The organism is Variovorax sp. TLI9-5A, assembly GCF_056867935.1.
Genome location: NZ_CP200310.1, coordinates 6,944,565 through 6,959,432, shown reverse-complemented (window position 1 = coordinate 6,959,432; position 14,868 = coordinate 6,944,565). Strand labels below are relative to the sequence as shown.

14 protein-coding genes are annotated in these 14,868 nt (G+C 67.2%); 6 read left to right on the top strand and 8 right to left on the bottom strand.

Going from position 1 to position 14,868, the window contains the following annotated elements; all coding sequences use genetic code 11:
* Positions 1-16: 16 nt before the first annotated feature.
* Positions 17-1,258: a flavin-dependent oxidoreductase gene (locus AC1VNX_RS33025; protein ID WP_483161714.1), complete on the bottom strand. Its 1,242-nt coding sequence runs from the start codon at positions 1,256-1,258 to the stop codon at positions 17-19.
* A 106-nt stretch (positions 1,259-1,364) separates the two neighbouring features.
* Between AC1VNX_RS33025 and AC1VNX_RS33020 the strand changes: the two genes are divergently transcribed.
* Complete coding sequence (locus AC1VNX_RS33020) at positions 1,365-2,258, top strand: LysR family transcriptional regulator (protein WP_483161713.1); 894 nt, start codon at positions 1,365-1,367, stop codon at positions 2,256-2,258.
* A 3-nt stretch (positions 2,259-2,261) separates the two neighbouring features.
* Here AC1VNX_RS33020 and AC1VNX_RS33015 read toward each other — a convergent pair whose 3' ends face one another.
* From AC1VNX_RS33015 to AC1VNX_RS33000, 4 genes are read right to left on the bottom strand one after another with little or no spacing between them, the layout of a single operon-like run.
* The gene (locus AC1VNX_RS33015) at positions 2,262-4,241 is read right to left on the bottom strand and encodes a DUF4034 domain-containing protein (protein ID WP_483161712.1); all 1,980 of its coding nucleotides are present in this window, start codon (positions 4,239-4,241) and stop codon (positions 2,262-2,264) included.
* Positions 4,242-4,280: 39 nt separating this feature from the next.
* A complete protein-coding gene (locus AC1VNX_RS33010; protein ID WP_483161711.1) occupies positions 4,281-5,057 on the bottom strand; it encodes a DUF1266 domain-containing protein in 777 nt (258 codons plus the stop codon).
* The gene (locus tag AC1VNX_RS33005; RefSeq protein WP_483161710.1) at positions 5,051-6,286 is read right to left on the bottom strand and encodes a hypothetical protein; all 1,236 of its coding nucleotides are present in this window, start codon (positions 6,284-6,286) and stop codon (positions 5,051-5,053) included. Before AC1VNX_RS33005 ends, AC1VNX_RS33010 begins: the two co-directional genes overlap by 7 nt.
* 17 nt (positions 6,287-6,303) lie before the next feature.
* The gene (locus AC1VNX_RS33000; RefSeq protein ID WP_301503818.1) at positions 6,304-7,107 is read right to left on the bottom strand and encodes an exodeoxyribonuclease III; all 804 of its coding nucleotides are present in this window, start codon (positions 7,105-7,107) and stop codon (positions 6,304-6,306) included.
* A 12-nt stretch (positions 7,108-7,119) separates the two neighbouring features.
* Between AC1VNX_RS33000 and pyrE the strand changes: the two genes are divergently transcribed.
* Positions 7,120-7,809, top strand: a complete 690-nt coding sequence (gene pyrE, locus AC1VNX_RS32995) for an orotate phosphoribosyltransferase (protein WP_483161709.1) — start codon at positions 7,120-7,122, stop codon at positions 7,807-7,809.
* Between the two features lie 17 nt (positions 7,810-7,826).
* Positions 7,827-8,522, top strand: coding sequence for a DUF4124 domain-containing protein (locus tag AC1VNX_RS32990; RefSeq protein ID WP_483161708.1), 696 nt, complete (start codon positions 7,827-7,829; stop codon positions 8,520-8,522).
* Between the two features lie 117 nt (positions 8,523-8,639).
* Here AC1VNX_RS32990 and gatB read toward each other — a convergent pair whose 3' ends face one another.
* Genes gatB through gatC form a run of 3 tightly spaced genes read right to left on the bottom strand, consistent with a single transcriptional unit; the run spans position 8,640 to position 11,945 of the window.
* On the bottom strand, positions 8,640-10,130 hold the full coding sequence (gene gatB / locus AC1VNX_RS32985) for an Asp-tRNA(Asn)/Glu-tRNA(Gln) amidotransferase subunit GatB (protein ID WP_483161707.1): 1,491 nt from the start codon (positions 10,128-10,130) through the stop codon (positions 8,640-8,642).
* 1 nt (position 10,131) lies between these two features.
* Positions 10,132-11,646, bottom strand: coding sequence for an Asp-tRNA(Asn)/Glu-tRNA(Gln) amidotransferase subunit GatA (gene gatA, locus AC1VNX_RS32980; RefSeq protein WP_483162060.1), 1,515 nt, complete (start codon positions 11,644-11,646; stop codon positions 10,132-10,134).
* Complete coding sequence (gene gatC / locus AC1VNX_RS32975) at positions 11,646-11,945, bottom strand: Asp-tRNA(Asn)/Glu-tRNA(Gln) amidotransferase subunit GatC (RefSeq protein WP_301503813.1); 300 nt, start codon at positions 11,943-11,945, stop codon at positions 11,646-11,648. Before gatC ends, gatA begins: the two co-directional genes overlap by 1 nt.
* Before the next feature lie 215 nt (positions 11,946-12,160).
* Here gatC and AC1VNX_RS32970 point away from each other — a divergent pair, with 215 nt between their 5' ends.
* From AC1VNX_RS32970 to mreD, 3 genes are all read left to right on the top strand, one after another.
* A complete protein-coding gene (locus AC1VNX_RS32970) occupies positions 12,161-13,204 on the top strand; it encodes a rod shape-determining protein (RefSeq protein WP_007833435.1) in 1,044 nt (347 codons plus the stop codon).
* Between the two features lie 169 nt (positions 13,205-13,373).
* On the top strand, positions 13,374-14,333 hold the full coding sequence (gene mreC / locus AC1VNX_RS32965; RefSeq protein ID WP_483161706.1) for a rod shape-determining protein MreC: 960 nt from the start codon (positions 13,374-13,376) through the stop codon (positions 14,331-14,333).
* On the top strand, positions 14,330-14,851 hold the full coding sequence (gene mreD, locus AC1VNX_RS32960; protein ID WP_295977517.1) for a rod shape-determining protein MreD: 522 nt from the start codon (positions 14,330-14,332) through the stop codon (positions 14,849-14,851). The genes mreC and mreD overlap by 4 nt, the downstream gene beginning before the upstream one ends.
* Positions 14,852-14,868: the final 17 nt, after the last annotated feature.

The window sequence follows — 14,868 nt, the reverse complement described above, 5'->3', positions numbered from 1 at the left end:
GGTTGCCAGTTCAGGTTCAAAGATAGGAAGCGCGCGCCTTCAGGGCCGCCGGGTCGTAGCCGGCCACGCGCTTGTAGTTGTCCGAGATGGCCTGCAGCTCGGCGACCGGCACGACCTCTTCGATGCGGTCGAAGCGCTTGCCGCCCGAGCGCTCGAACACCTCGCGCAGGATGGCGTCGGGCGGATTGCTGCGGTTGGTCAGCACCACGTCGGTGGTGGCCTTGACGCGCACGCGGTCGTAGTCGTCGAGCGCAGCAGTGCCGACGCCCTGCTTCTTCAGCGCGCCTGCGAGAAAGCGCGCGTCGATGATCGCCTGGCCCGCGCCGTTGGAGCCGCGCGGCACCATCGGGTGCGCGGCGTCGCCCAGCAGCGTGAGGCGGCCGTGCGTCCAGCGCGGCAGCGGGTCCTGGTCGACCATCGGGTACTCGAGGATGGTGTCGGAGGCGAGGATCAGCGCCGGCACGTCAAGCCAGTCGAAATGCCAGTCGGCAAAGGCCGGCAGGAAGTCTTCGAGGCGACCCGCGCGGCTCCAGTCGCGCATGGCGGGTTGGGGCGCGTGGATCTCGGCCACCCAGTTCACCAGCTGGTTGCCCTCGGCGTCGATGTTGTCGCGGATCGGGTAGATCACCATCTTGCCGACCGACAGCCAGCCCGCGCGCACCATGCTGCCGCCCGAGAGAAAAGGCTTCCAGCGCGCGGTGCCGCGCCACATGTTCACGCCCGAGTAGCGCGGTGCCCCTTCGCCCGGATAGAGCTGCTTGCGCAGCGCCGAGTGGATGCCGTCGCAGCCCACCGCGACTGCGCCGCGCACCGGCGGCGCGCCGTCGGCGAAATGCACCGTGACGCCTTCCGCGTCCTGCTCCACGTGCGTGCAGCGGCGGCCGCACACCACGCTGTCTGGGCCCAGGCGCTTCAGCGTCTCTTCGTGCAGCACGGTCTGCAGGTCGCCGCGGTGGATGGAGAACTGCGGCCAGTCGTAGCCCGCATGCCGGCCCGCCGCCTCACGAAAGACCAGTTGGCCGTGCTCGGTGAAGAACACGGCTTCCTTCGTGCGCACGCCCGCCTTGTCGAGGGCCTCCAGCAGGCCGAGCTCGGTGAGCTCGCGCACCGCGTGCGGCAGCAGGTTGATGCCCACGCCCAGCGGCTTGAGCTCGGGCACGGCTTCGTACACGCGGCAGGGAATGCCGGCCTGGTGCAGGCTCAGCGCGAGGGTCAGGCCGCCGATGCCGGCGCCCAGGATGATGACTTCGTTGCTCATGATGATCTGATCGGTCGTTGCGTGCGTTCTTGTCTCGGCCCGCATTAGGAACCCGGCTGGATCATTTGAGAAATTTAGATGTGATATGGATTTATCATCAATCCATATGAATCTATCGACCCGCCAGCTGCGCGCCTTCCTGCAGGTGGCGCGCGTCGGCAACTTCACGCGCGCGGCCGAGCAGGCGCACATCACGCAGGCCGGGCTCAGCATCCTGATCCGCGAAATGGAGAAGCAGCTGGGCTGCCGCCTCTTCGACCGCACCACGCGCGTGGTGAGCCTCACGCCCGCGGGCCGGCGCCTGCTGCCGGTGGTGGAGCGCATGGTGACCGACCTCGACGACGTGGCGGCCGAGCTGGGCGCCGAGGGCGACGCGGCACGCCAGACGCTGCGCATCGCGGCCACGCCGCTGGTGTCGTCGAACCTGCTGCCGCAGGTGTTCGCCAGCTTCCGCCTGGCCCATCCGCAGGTGAGCCTGCGCCTGTTCGACGCCGACCTGCGCGACGTGGAGGCGATGGTGGCGGCCGGCGAGGCCGACGTGGGCCTGGGCTTCTTCTTCAAGGCCGCGCCGGGTCTGGCGCGCGAACCGGTGGGACGCTTTCACCTGATGCGCGTGGAGGCTGGAGAGCCGCAGGCCGTAGGCACCGCCCCCTGGTCGGCATTGCGCGGCACCGAACTCGTCGGCCTGCCACCCGGCAACCCGATCCAGAAAGTCATCGACCAGCACCTCGCCGCCATCGGCCGCGCCGACGCGCAGCGCACCGTCTTCAACTTCTTCGGCACGCTGATCTCGATGGTGGAAGCCGGCTTCGGCACGGCCGTGATGCCCACCTTCGCGCTCGCCGCCTGCCGCCGGCATCGCGTGCGCACCGACGTGCTGATCAAGCCGAAGGTGGGGCTGGACTTCTACCGCATCACCAAGCGCGGGGCGTACGAGACGGAGGCGATGCAGGCCTTCGTCGCGACGCTGGAGAAGGCGCTGCCGGAGTTGTCGCGCTGAAGGTCAGACCATTGCGTTGTCGGCGCCGGGGATCTCATGCGCCTTGATCTGGCGCCGTGTGAGTTTGTAGAGCGTGGACGACAGGAAGCCGTCCTGGTGATAGTTCTTCGTCACGTTCCGGACGTAGTCGCTTTCGGGGGCCACAGCCTGTGCGCCCATGATCCATCGCACGCTTTCGCGGTAGTCGTAGAGCTTCTTGTCGTCGTTGTCGGCCAGCAGCACCGACATCGTGGCCATGGCGGTGGCATCCCCTTGTTGCGCGTGTTCGCGTACCAGCTCGACGTATTCATGGCGCGCTGGAATGTTTTCCAGCGCGCCGATGAACATCAGCATGCTCTCCAGGCCCTCGGTATGGCCCAGCTCGTGTGCCTGGCGAGCGGCTTCCACGGCCTGCCGCAGGAGACGTGAACGCTCGGTCGGTTCCTTTGTGGCGTGGCCGAGGTTGTAGCTGGCGTAACCCAGCTTGTATGCCCCCATGTTGCCCCCACTTTCGGCCGTCTGGCGGTAGTAGGAAATGGCCTTCCCCAGGTCGGGCGCTACGTGCACTCCGTCCTCGTGGAACAGACCGAGCAGGTAGTCGCAGGAATCGCCGCCTGCCGCCAGGCCCATGGTCGCCAGTTCGAATGCATCCGCCTCGCGATTGCCCCTGCGGAACGCGTAGGCCACCTTGTTCCATGCGAGCGAGCCCGGGGCTTGCCGGCGAGCGGCATCGAACCAAGCCTCCGCGGTTGCCGCGTTCTGCACGAAGCCCAGCAGGCCCTTCAGGGTGCAGTATCCATGGAGGATCATCGCGGCAATGGATTCGCCGGCGTTGGCGCTGCGCACGATGGCTTGTCCCAGCCAGGACGGATCCTGCGGCTCGAGTTTGCAGCAAAGCATGACTGCCCTGGCCATGGCCTCGTCGTCGTCGATGGGCCAGTGCGCCTCTGCTTGCTTCAGGCAGGCGAGGGCTTGCGGCAGGTCGTTGCGTCCGTAGTGGGCGCTGGAGATCCAGTACAGGGCCTCCCATCGGTGATAGGGATACAGGGCTTCTTCGGCGCGCTTGCGGGTGGCCGCGATCCAGTGGCGAACTTCCTCCGGGTCATCGTCCTCGTCCACCTCGTTCTCCAGATAGTCGTCGCGCCAGATCTCATGGCGCAGTCGATCTTTCTCGATCTCGTTCAGGTGCGCGCAAGTGGGCGAAGCGATGAAGGCTCGGACCCGGTCGTGGCTGCCGCCCCACCGTGGCTGCATGAACCAGATGCATTGGCGCAGAAAGAAGAACAGCCGTGGGTGCAGATGGATCGTGGCGTGCATCCAGTACTGCCTGCCGTTCAGCAGTTTCTTGCCTTGCATCGGTGGGGGCAGGGATTCGGGTGCGGTCTGAGGGCAGGCAATGCGTTCGTCGGCGCGGATGCCGGAGCGTGCGAGCATGGCCAGCAATTCGTCGCGAGTGTCGGCAGGCATGCCTTCGACCGGCAGGTCGTGCGCCAGCTCGCCGATCGAACTGCGGCCGCTGCGCACCAGTTCCGAAAGCCACTCGGGCTCGTTGAACGCGGCCACGCTCTGCATCAGCAGTGCGGGAGCGCTCCACAGCGTGGGGCTTCGCTCCAGCGCCTGAATGGCACAGACCGCCGCGTGTGTGCAGCAGGCGTGGGCGCAGGTCCATCCCAGCTCGGTCACCGTGCTCGACCAGCCGGAGCCTCGGTACTCGTAGGCCCAGTGGAACCAGTAGTGCGCCTCGCTCAGCCATGCATGCGCCGACTCCGGACGGGTCGTCTGCCAGGCGCGCAGAAGCGCCAGTCCTTCGGCGCCGGCGTCGATGCAGTCCTTCAGGTCGGCGGGCAGTGCGCCGTAGTAGCGCTCTTCGCTGGCACGATCATGAAAACTCGCGGCAAGCGCCTCATCGAAGAGCTGGTCGAGTGCGGCGTAGTCGCCCGCACGCAGCAATGCGCTGGCGTCGCAGACTTTCCACGGCGAAGGAACGAGTGCAGCTGTAGTCATGGTGTGAGGTGAAAAAGAGAAATGAGACTCCAGCCCTCGTCAGGCGGGTCCAGGCTGAGGGTCGAAGATGCGATAGCGCTTCCAGGGCAGGGCGAGCCAGCTGCCTTCGGCGTTGCGAAGGTGCTCGTGCACTTCCATCATGGCGCGTGTCGAGGCGGGGCCGTCCTGGTTGCTCATGCGCAGCCAGTGCTCGCGTGCCCGGGCATAGGCCAGGCCGAAGTCTTCCCAGCTCTCGAAACTGTCCTGCGCGCGCTGCGCGTTGAGAAAGAGCACCAGCCAGGCGCGTGTCTCCGGCACCCAGCCGAGGTGGGCGATGCAACGCACCAGAAAGGCCGTGCGTGCGCAATCGAACGCCAGCGCGTCGCGTACGCGGCCCTGCGCGGCGAGCTGCTCGTAGAAGCCGTCGTGCGAGCGCCCCAGGCCTCCGACCCAGCCGTCGAGCGCTTCCTGCATGCGTGCGCCGATGGCGGAGGCGGGCAGGTCGGCAGCGATGTTCATCTCGCGCAGCACTTGACGCCCGAGCTGTTCACGCCTGTCTGCGGGAAGGTCGAGCGTCAGCGTGTCGCCATTGCATGGCAGTCCATTGCGGATCGACAGAATGTCGCCGAGCGCGAGAGCCCAGCGGCGGCGGTTGGGCGGCGCGGCGTCGGCCTTGGCTCGGACGGCTCGCAGCGCAAGACCACCCCTGGCGGGCAAGGCCGTGTCGCGGCCGTCCTGCTGGTCGCCATCGCGCGCCAAGCCCCACAAGATGGCCGCCGTACGCAGCACGATGAAAAGCACTGCCAGACCCGCGAGCCATGCGAGCGCCGTCAACATGTGGCGCCTTTCCGGGCGAGATCGAGCGGAATGCCCTCGATCTCGCAGGCGCCGGCGGGCATCTCCCGCAGTGCGGCCGGCAGCGCGTCCTGCGGCAGCATGAGGCGCGCAGCTGCAGCCACCCCCGGGTCGATCTGCCGAAGCCGCGCCAGCTCGCCTGGCGCAATGCGCAGCAGCAACCATTGCAACGCGGCCGGCGGTTGCTCGAAGTGCTCGGCCAGGTGGAAGTTGGCGCTCATCACGCTGAGCAGGTAGTTGGCGTCGACCACCTCGGTCACGAACTTCCATTGGCCGGCGGATGGCTCTTGGGCGGCTGCCTGGGGCTCGAACACCAGGCCCATGCCTTCGCAGTCGGGATGCCGTTCGCCCCGTGGCGGAACGGTACGCAGGAACTGCAGCACGTCGTCCGCATACCTGCGGATCGGGTGGCGGTTCTGCTTGCCCTTGATCTGGTCCACGCGCAAGCCGTCCGGATACACGGCAAGGCTGATGGTCACATGCGGCATGTTGCCCGCGCTGCGCAGCGTGAACAGCCGCAGCCGGCCATCCTGCGCCGACTGTGCGTACTGCTCTCCATAGCCGCCGCTGAGCTTCTTGAGGCTGGCGAACTGGCCAAGGCAGTGCTGCATGTGGTACGACTCGTACGCCATTTCCTCGCGCAGCGCGGCATGCTGGCCGTCAAATTCGAAGATCACGCCGTTGGGCGTGCGCAGTACTTCGCGCAGGGCCAAGCCGCTGCTGGGGACCCAGCCCTTGCTTCGGCGGGACTGCATGCGCTGGTGCTCCTGCTCCCACATCGTCAGCGCCATGAAGCAGTTGATGCGTTGCAGCTTCTGTTCGAGCCGTGTGCCACGCCGCGAGCGCAGAAACTCGACCAGCACGCGCTCGCGTTCGATCAGTAGAAGATGCTCGGGGTCGAGATACCAGCAGTCCTTGCCGGTCCCGGTAGCGGACGGCTGCAAGAGCTTGACCAACCACTCCGGCACGGAATCGCCCGTGCCGGTCACGGCTTGAAAGTCGGCAATCGATCGCAGCGGCAGCACATGTTCGAAGCTGCCGATCGCCCAGCGGAAGAAATGGTTGCGCAGCCAGGCTCCCATGTCGGGCTCGTCGCCCCGTTCAGTGCTGCGCCGGATGATCGCTGCCTTGACCTCGGGCGCGTTGACCACGTCGCGTGGCAGATAGGCGTTGGCTGGCGAAGGATTGGTAGCGGGTGCTGGCAGCGGCATCGGACCCGGATGATGACCTACAGCTTGAAGTCGTAGTCCACGGTGATCGGCGCATGGTCCGAAAACTTCACGGTTTTGTAGATTTGCTCGCTCCGCGCCAGCGCCGCGAACTTCGGCGTGGCCAGGTGATAGTCCAGCCGCCACCCCACGTTGTTCGCATAGGCCTGGCCGCGGTTGCTCCACCAGGTGTAGGCCTCGGCGGTGGTGTCGGGCTTGAGCATGCGATAGACGTCCACCAGGCCCGCGCCCTCGGCGCCGGCGTCGAGCAGCTTCGTCATCCAGGCGCGCTCCTCGGGGAGGAAGCCGCTGTTCTTCTGGTTGCCGCGCCAGTTCTTCAAATCGATCTCTTTATGGGCGATGTTGATGTCGCCGCACAGCACGAACTCGCGCTCTTTCTTCAGTGCCACGAGGTGCGGGAAGAAGCCCTTGAGGAAGCGGAACTTGGCCTCCTGGCGTTCCTCGCCCGAGCTGCCGCTCGGGAAGTAGCAGCTGATGACGGAGAACTTGCGCTTGGGTGTGTCGAAGCGCAGTTCGAGGTACCGGCCCTCGGCATCGAACTCGGCGTCGCCCCAGCCCACCACCACCTGGCTCGGAGCGTGCTTGGTGTAGACGGCGGTGCCGGCGTAGCCTTTCTTCTCGGCGAAGTGGAAATGCCCCTTGAGGCCGGCCATTTCCTCGAACCGGCCCTCGATGTCGCTGGCCTGGACGCGGATCTCTTGCATGCAAATACAATCCGGCGCAAGTTCGGCCACCCAGTCGGCCACGCCTTTGGTAGCGGCCGAACGCAGGCCATTGAGATTGAGACTGGTCAGTTTGAACACAAGGAATTTCCGATGGCTGTAGATGGTGAGAAAAGCAAAAGCAGCGCAATCGCACAGGACTTCGTCCAGTTCGCACTGGATGCCGGCGTGCTGCGTTTTGGGGAGTTCAAGACCAAAGCCGGTCGAATGAGCCCTTACTTCTTCAATTCTGGGCTCTTCGATGACGGCGGCAAGATCGCCCGGCTCGCGGGATTCTATGCAGACCGGCTGATCGAGAGCGGCCTCGAGTTCGACATGATCTTCGGCCCCGCCTACAAGGGCATTCCGCTGGGCGCCACGGTGGCCGCCGAGCTGGCCCGCCGGGGCCGCAACTATCCCTTTGCCTACAACCGCAAGGAAGCCAAGGCGCACGGCGAAGGCGGCAACCTCGTGGGCGCGCCGCTCAAGGGCCGCGTGCTGATCGTCGATGACGTGATGTCCGCCGGCACCGCGGTGCGTGAGTCGATCGCCGCCATCGAGGCCGCGGGCGCCACGCCGCATGCCGTGGCCATCGCGCTCGACCGGCAGGAAAAGGCGACCGAGAACGGCGTCGACGTGGACCACAGCGCCGTGCAGTACGTGCGCAACCAGCTCGGCCTGTCGGTGATCGCCATCGCCACGCTGGACGACCTGCTGAGCTACCTCTCGGGCGGTGCCGCCGCCGACCTCGGCGCGCACCGCGAACGCGTGCTGGCCTACCGCGCACGCTACGGCGCCAGCTGAAGAAACAAGGCCGCCGAATGCACCACGCACGCGACGATCACGACAGACCGTTCCGCCTGCTGGCGGCGGCACCCCTTTTCATCGTGGCGCTCTCGTTCTGCGGCGCCCTGCAAGCGCAACCGCAGAAAGTGGAAGGCGCCTCCGCAGGCATCTACACCTGCACCGATGCTCGGGGCCGTACGCTGACGGCCGACCGGCCCATCGCCGAGTGCAGCGACCGCGAGCAGCGAGAGCTCAATCCGAGCGGCTCCACCCGCCGCAAGCTGGAGCCGACCTACACCGCCCGCGAGCTGCAGGAGCGCGAAGACCGCGCCCGCGAAGCCGCCATCGTGGCCGCCCGCCAGACCGACGAGCGGCGCCGCGAGCGCGCGCTGCTGGTGCGCTATCCCAACAGCGCCACGCACGACCGCGAACGCGTCGAGGCGCTGTCGCAGATCGATGCCGTGTCGGAGGCGGCACGCAAGCGCATCTCCGAGCTCAGCGAAGACCGCAAGAAGATCGACGAGGAGATGGAGTTCTACAAGCAGGACCCCGCCAAGGCCCCGGCCGCGCTGCGCCGCAGGATCGACGAGAACGCGAAGAGCGTGGCGGTACAGAACCGCTTCATCGCGGAGCAGGAAGACGAGAAGAAGCGGGTGAATGCGCGCTTCGATGAGGAGCGTACGCGCCTGAAGACGCTCTGGACTCCGCAGAACGGCGGAAACCCAAAGTAACCCCCCAGGCTGCGCGGCACTTCGTGCCGCTTCGCCAACCCCCTGCCGGGGGCAACACCGGTGGCCCGGCAAAGCCGGTTCCACGGTGTTCCTCGAAGGGGAGACGAAGGGCCCCGGTCAGGCCAGCTTGGCCTTCAGCAGCTCGGTGACTTGCGCCGGGTTCGCCTTGCCGCCGCTGGCCTTCATGACCTGACCCACGAGGGCATTGAGCGCCTTTTCCTTGCCGCCGCGGTATTCCTCGACGTTCTTCGCGTTCTTCGCGATCACTTCGTCGAGGATCTTGTCGAGCGCGCCGGTGTCGTTCATCGGCTTCAGGTCCTTGGCTTCGATGATGGCATCGACATCGCTGCCTTCACCGGTCCATAGCGCTTCGAACACCTGGCGCGCGGCGTTGTTGGGCAGCGTGCCGTCGGCGATGCGCTTGACCAGCTGCGCCAGCTGCTGCGCCTTCACCGGCGCGGCCTCGATGCCGATTTCAGCGGCGTTCAGTCGGCGCGCCATCTCGCCGGTGATCCAGTTGCTCGCGAGCTTGGGCGTGGCGCCCGCGTTCACGGCTTCGTCGAAGTAGCCGGCGAGCGCGGCGCTCTGCGTGAGCTGGGCGGCGTCGTATTCCGACAGGCCGTGGTCGCGCACGTAGCGCTCGGCCATCGCGCGCGGCAGCTCGGGCATTGCGGCCTTCACGCGCTCGATCCAGTCGCTGGCGATGACCAGCGGCGGCAGGTCGGGGTCGGGAAAGTAGCGGTAGTCGGCCGAGTCTTCCTTGGCGCGCATGGCGCGCGTCTCGCCGGTGTCGGGGTCGAACAGCACCGTGGCCTGCTCGATCTTGCGGCCGTCCTCGATCTCGTCGATCTGCCAGCGGATCTCGTAGTCGATCGCCTGCTGCATGAACTTGAAGCTGTTCAGGTTCTTGATCTCGCGGCGCGTGCCGAGCTTCTCGCCGGGGCGGCGCACCGACACGTTGGCGTCGCAGCGGAAGCTGCCTTCCTGCATGTTGCCGTCGCAGATGCCGATCCAGGTGACGATCTTGTGCAGCTCCTTCGCATAGGCCACGGCCTCGGCTGTGGAGCGCATGTCGGGCTCGGTCACGATCTCCAGCAGCGGCGTGCCGGCGCGGTTCAGGTCGATGCCGCTCTGGCCGATGAAATCTTCATGCAGCGACTTGCCCGCGTCTTCCTCGAGGTGGGCGCGCACCAGGCGCACCGTCTTCTGCTCTTCGCCCACGAAGAATGACACCGCGCCGCCCTGCACCACCGGAATCTCGAACTGGCTGATCTGGTAGCCCTTGGGCAGGTCGGGATAGAAGTAGTTCTTGCGCGCGAACACGCTGCGCGGCGCGATGTGCGAGCCCAGCGCCAGGCCGAGCTTGATGGCGCGTTCGACCGCGCCCTTGTTCATCACGGGCAGCGTGCCGGGCAGCGCGAGGTCGACCGCGCAGGCCTGGGTGTTGGGCTCGGCGCCGAAGGCGGTGGAGGCGCGGCTGAAGATCTTGCTCGCGGTGGAAAGCTGGGCGTGCGTCTCGAAGCCGATGATGACTTCATAGCCGCGCACCAGTGGACCGGTCGGGCGGCCCTGTTGTTGTGCTTCGAAGGTGTTCACTGTCTCGCTCATTTCAGAAGCCCTCCGGCGTGCGCGAATGCCAGTCGGTGGCCTGCTGGAAGCGGTGCGCCGCGTTCAGCAGCTTCGCTTCGCCGAAGTAGTTGCCGATCAGCTGCAGGCCCACGGGCATGCCGCCGTCGAAGCCCGCGGGCACGCTCATGCCGGGCAGGCCGGCCAGCGATGCGGGCAGCGTGAAGATGTCGGCGAGGTAGTCGGCCACGGGGTCGTCGCCGTGCTCGCCGATCTTCCAGGCGGTGGTGGGCGCGGCGGGGCCGGCGATCACGTCGCACTGCCTGAAGGCCTGCTGGAAGTCGTCGGCGATCATGCGGCGCACCTTCTGTGCCTGCAGGTAGTAGGCGTCGTAGTAGCCGTGCGAGAGCACGTAGGTGCCGATCATGATGCGGCGCTTGACCTCGTCGCCGAAGCCTTCGGCGCGGGTGCGTTCGTACATCTGCGTGAGCGCGCTCTTCTTGCTCGCGGGGTCGATGAAGTCCTTGGCGCGGTGGCCGAACTTCACGCCGTCGAAGCGGCTCAGGTTGCTCGAGGCCTCGGCCGCGGCAAGGATGTAGTACACGGGAATCGACAGCTCGGTGCGCGGCAGCGTGACCTCGACGCGCTTCGCGCCGAGCTTCTCGTACTGCGCGAGCGCCGCGTCGATGGCTGCACGCACGCCGGGCGCCACGCCCTCGCCGAAGAATTCCTTCGGCACGCCGATGCGCAGGCCTTCGAGGGAGTCGTTCAGCGAGCGGCCGAAGTTCTCGGCGGGCTTGTCGAGCGAGGTGGAGTCGCGGTCGAGGTCGGGGCCGCAGAAGGCCGACAGCAGCAGGGCGCAGTCTTCGGCCGAGCGGGCCATCGGGCCGGCCTGGTCGAGGCTCGATGCGAAGGCCACCATGCCGTAGCGCGAGGCGCGGCCGTAGGTTGGCTTGATGCCGGTGATGCCGCAGAAGGAAGCGGGCTGGCGGATCGAGCCGCCGGTGTCGGTGCCGGTGGCCGCGGGCGCGAGGCGTGCCGCCACGGCGGCCGCGCTGGCGCCGGACGAGCCGCCCGGAATGCGCTCGAGGTTCCACGGGTTGCGCACCGGCACGGCCTTGTCGTGGCCCACGGCGGGCACGGCGATGTTCTCGTTGGCCGAGCCCATGGCGAACTCGTCGCAGCTCAGCTTGCCCAGCGTGACCGCGCCGGCCTCGGCCAGGCGGCGAACCACGGTGGCGTCGAAGGGCGAGCGGTAGCCCGCGAGCATCTTCGAGCCGGCGGTGGTGGCGAAGTCGGTGGTGACGAAGATGTCCTTGTGCGCAATGGGCACGCCGGCCAGCGCGGGGGCGTCGCCCTTGGCGATCAGCGCGTCGGCGGCGCGGGCCTGGGCCAGCGTGACTTCCTCGTTCACGTCGACGAAGGTGCCCAGCGACTCATGCGCTTTCATGCGGCCCAGGAAGGCCTGCGAGGCCTCGACGGCCGAAACCTTGCGCTCGGCCAGCGCCTTCGCCAGCTCGACAACGCTCAATTGGTGCAATTCACCGCTGCTGCTCATCATTCGATTACCTTGGGCACGAGAAACAGGCCGGCTTCGACGGCCGGGGCGCTCTTCTGGTTGGCTTCGCGGTTGTTCGGCTCGCTCACCACGTCGTCGCGCAGGCGCAGCGTGATGTCTTCGAGGGCGGCTACCGGATGGGCCAGCGGCTCGACGCCGGCGGTGTCGACGGAACGCATACGTTCGACTAAATCGAAAAAGCCGTTGATCTGGCTGAGCATGCGCTCGCTTTCATCGGGAGCCAGCTGGAGCCTCGCCAGCGAGGCGATGCGCTCAATATCGGAAGCGGAGAGTGACATAGGTCGGAACGGCCCAAAAAAGCGGAGGTATTCGCACGCCGGAGCCGGTGCTAATACGGGAATCAGAGGGGATTCGGGTATTATCCCGCCTTTGCCGCAACCCCCGCGAACGCGCCGGCTTTTGCGCCAAAAACGATCAATTCACCCCGTCAAACGACCCAAAAAATAGAGCGACGACCTGCCGATGCGCAGGCCGTGCTCAGAGGATTCCGCACATGTTTGGAGCTTTCCGTCGGTACTTTTCCACCGACCTTGCGATCGACCTCGGCACCGCCAACACCCTGATATTCGCCCGCAACAAGGGCATCGTGCTCGACGAGCCCTCGGTCGTCGCCATCCGCCACGAAGGCGGCCCGCATGGCAAGAAGGTGATCCAGGCCGTCGGCCGCGAGGCCAAGGCCATGCTGGGCAAGGTGCCCGGCAACATCGAGGCGATCCGCCCGATGAAGGACGGCGTGATCGCCGACTTCGTGATCACCGAGCAGATGATCAAGCAGTTCATCAAGATGGTGCACCCGCGCACGCTGCTCACGCCGAGCCCGCGCATCATCATCTGCGTGCCCTGCGGCTCCACCCAGGTCGAGCGCCGCGCCATCAAGGACGCGGCCGAGGCAGCAGGCGCCACCTCCGTCTACCTCATCGAGGAACCCATGGCCGCGGCCATCGGCGCCGGCCTGCCGGTCAGCGAAGCCTCTGGCTCGATGGTGGTGGACATCGGCGGCGGCACCACCGAAGTGGGCGTCATCAGCCTGGGCGGCATGGTCTACAAGGGCTCCGTGCGCGTGGGCGGCGACCGCTTCGACGAAGCCATCATCAACTACATCCGCCGCAATTACGGCATGCTGATCGGCGAGCCGACGGCCGAAGTCATCAAGAAGAACATCGGCTCGGCCTTCCCGGGCTCCGAAGTCAAGGAAATGGAAGTCAAGGGCCGCAACCTTTCCGAAGGCGTGCCGCGCAGCTTCACCATCAGCAGCAACGAAGTGCTGGAAGCCCTGACCGACCCGCTCAACAACATCGTCTCGGCCGTGAAGAACGCGCTGGAGCAGACGCCGCCCGAACTGGGTGCCGACATCGCCGAGCGCGGCATGATGCTGACCGGCGGCGGCGCGCTGCTGCGCGACCTCGACCGCCTGCTGGCCGAGGAAACCGGTCTGCCGGTGCTGGTCGCCGAAGATCCGCTGACCTGCGTGGTGCGAGGCTGCGGCATCGCGCTGGAACGCATGGACCGCCTGGGCAGCATCTTCACGAGCGAATAACCGAGGTACACCCCCAGGCTTCGCGCACTTCGTGTCGCTGCGCCAACCCCCTTGCAGGGGCAATACCAGCGGCCCGGCGAAGCCGGTTCCGCGGTATTCCTGGCATCGTCATGTGTTAATTTCTTGTGCCGTAACTCGCGCAAGGCGCGGTGAAAACTAGGCCGAATTCATGCCCCTGGGCACGCTCGATCGCACAGCGCCACCCCTGTTCAACCAGGGCCAGTCGGCACTCAGCAAGCTGATCTTCTTCGGCGCGCTCGCCCTGTTCCTCATGGTGGCCGACGCGCGCTTCCACATCGTGCAGCCGATCCGCGCGGCCATCGGGGCCGTGCTCTATCCGGTGCAATGGGTGGCGCTGAAGCCGGTGCAGGCGGTGCTGGGCGGCGGTCGCTATTTCGAAGACCTGCAGACCGCCCAGCGCAACGAGGACGACGCCCGCAAGGCGCTGATGATGCAGGCCGAGCGGGCCGCCCAGGCCGACACGCTGGCCCAGGACAACGCCCGCCTGCGCGAGCTGCTCGAGCTGCGCCAGACCACCGCCACGCCGGGCCGCGCGGCCGAGGTGCTCTACGACGCGGCCGATCCCTACACCCGCAAGATCGTCATCGACCAGGGCATGGCCCAGGGCGTGCAGCCCGGCTCGCCGGTGATCGACGCGCGCGGCGTGCTCGGGCAGGTCACGCAGGTGCTGCCCTTCACGAGCGAGGTCACGCTGGTGATCGACCGCGACCTTTCCATTCCCGTGCAGAACACCCGCACCGGCGTGCGCAGCGTGGCCTTCGGCGACGCCTCGGCCCACGGCGGCGGGCTGGAGCTGCGCTTCATGGCCGCCAACGCCGACCTGCAGGAGGGCGACCTGCTCTCCACCAGCGGCGTCGACGGCATCTACCCCGCCGGCCTGCCGGTGGCGAAGATCGAGCGTATCGAGCGGCGCGCCGACTCCGCCTTCGCCCGCATCTACTGCGTGCCGCTGGCCCATGTGACCGCCGCGCGCTACGTGCTGGTGCTCGAACCCACCGGCACGCCTGCCGCGCCGCCGCCCGCGGCGCCCGCCGTCACCCAGCGCAAGCGCCCCGAGGGCAAGCCCGGCGCCGGCAAGAACGAGAAGAAACCGGGGGTGCGCCCATGATCAAGCGCCCAGGCCAGCAGCAGCTGCTGCTGCCCGTCAGCCCGGTCTTCATGTGGAGCAGCCTCGTGGTGGCGCTGCTCATCAACATGCTCCCGATCGGCCGCGCCGTCTGGATGCCCGACCTGCTGGCACTGGTCATCGTGTTCTGGGGCGTGCACCAGCCCGCGCGCGTGGGCATCGGCGCGGCCTTCGTGTTCGGCCTTTGCATGGACGTGCACCAGTCGTCGATGCTGGGCCAGCATGCGCTGTCCTACACCACGCTGGGCTTCTTCGCGATCACCATCCACCGGCGCCTGCTCTGGTATCCGGTGGCGTCGCAGGCGCTGCAGGTGCTGCCGCTCTTCGCGCTCTCGCAGCTGATCGAGGTGGTCACGCGGATGATCGGCGGCGGCGTGTTCCCGGGCTGGACGGTGCTGGCATCGCCGGCCATCGAGGCGGCGCTGTGGCCCCTGGCGACCGCGCTGCTGCTGGCCCCCCAGCGCCGAACGCCGGAACCGGACGAGAACAGGCCCCTCTAAGCCCAGCCTGCGGCATT

Coding starts and splice junctions, on each gene's coding strand:
- AC1VNX_RS33025 (WP_483161714.1), bottom strand. CDS start 1,258: ATGAGCAACGAAGTCATCATCCTGGGCGCCGGCATCGGCGGCCTGACC.
- AC1VNX_RS33020 (WP_483161713.1), top strand. CDS start 1,365: ATGAATCTATCGACCCGCCAGCTGCGCGCCTTCCTGCAGGTGGCGCGC.
- AC1VNX_RS33015 (WP_483161712.1), bottom strand. CDS start 4,241: ATGACTACAGCTGCACTCGTTCCTTCGCCGTGGAAAGTCTGCGACGCC.
- AC1VNX_RS33010 (WP_483161711.1), bottom strand. CDS start 5,057: ATGTTGACGGCGCTCGCATGGCTCGCGGGTCTGGCAGTGCTTTTCATC.
- AC1VNX_RS33005 (WP_483161710.1), bottom strand. CDS start 6,286: ATGCCGCTGCCAGCACCCGCTACCAATCCTTCGCCAGCCAACGCCTAT.
- pyrE (WP_483161709.1), top strand. CDS start 7,120: ATGGCTGTAGATGGTGAGAAAAGCAAAAGCAGCGCAATCGCACAGGAC.
- AC1VNX_RS32990 (WP_483161708.1), top strand. CDS start 7,827: ATGCACCACGCACGCGACGATCACGACAGACCGTTCCGCCTGCTGGCG.
- gatB (WP_483161707.1), bottom strand. CDS start 10,130: ATGAGCGAGACAGTGAACACCTTCGAAGCACAACAACAGGGCCGCCCG.
- gatA (WP_483162060.1), bottom strand. CDS start 11,646: ATGAGCAGCAGCGGTGAATTGCACCAATTGAGCGTTGTCGAGCTGGCG.
- gatC (WP_301503813.1), bottom strand. CDS start 11,945: ATGTCACTCTCCGCTTCCGATATTGAGCGCATCGCCTCGCTGGCGAGG.
- AC1VNX_RS32970 (WP_007833435.1), top strand. CDS start 12,161: ATGTTTGGAGCTTTCCGTCGGTACTTTTCCACCGACCTTGCGATCGAC.
- mreC (WP_483161706.1), top strand. CDS start 13,374: ATGCCCCTGGGCACGCTCGATCGCACAGCGCCACCCCTGTTCAACCAG.
- mreD (WP_295977517.1), top strand. CDS start 14,330: ATGATCAAGCGCCCAGGCCAGCAGCAGCTGCTGCTGCCCGTCAGCCCG.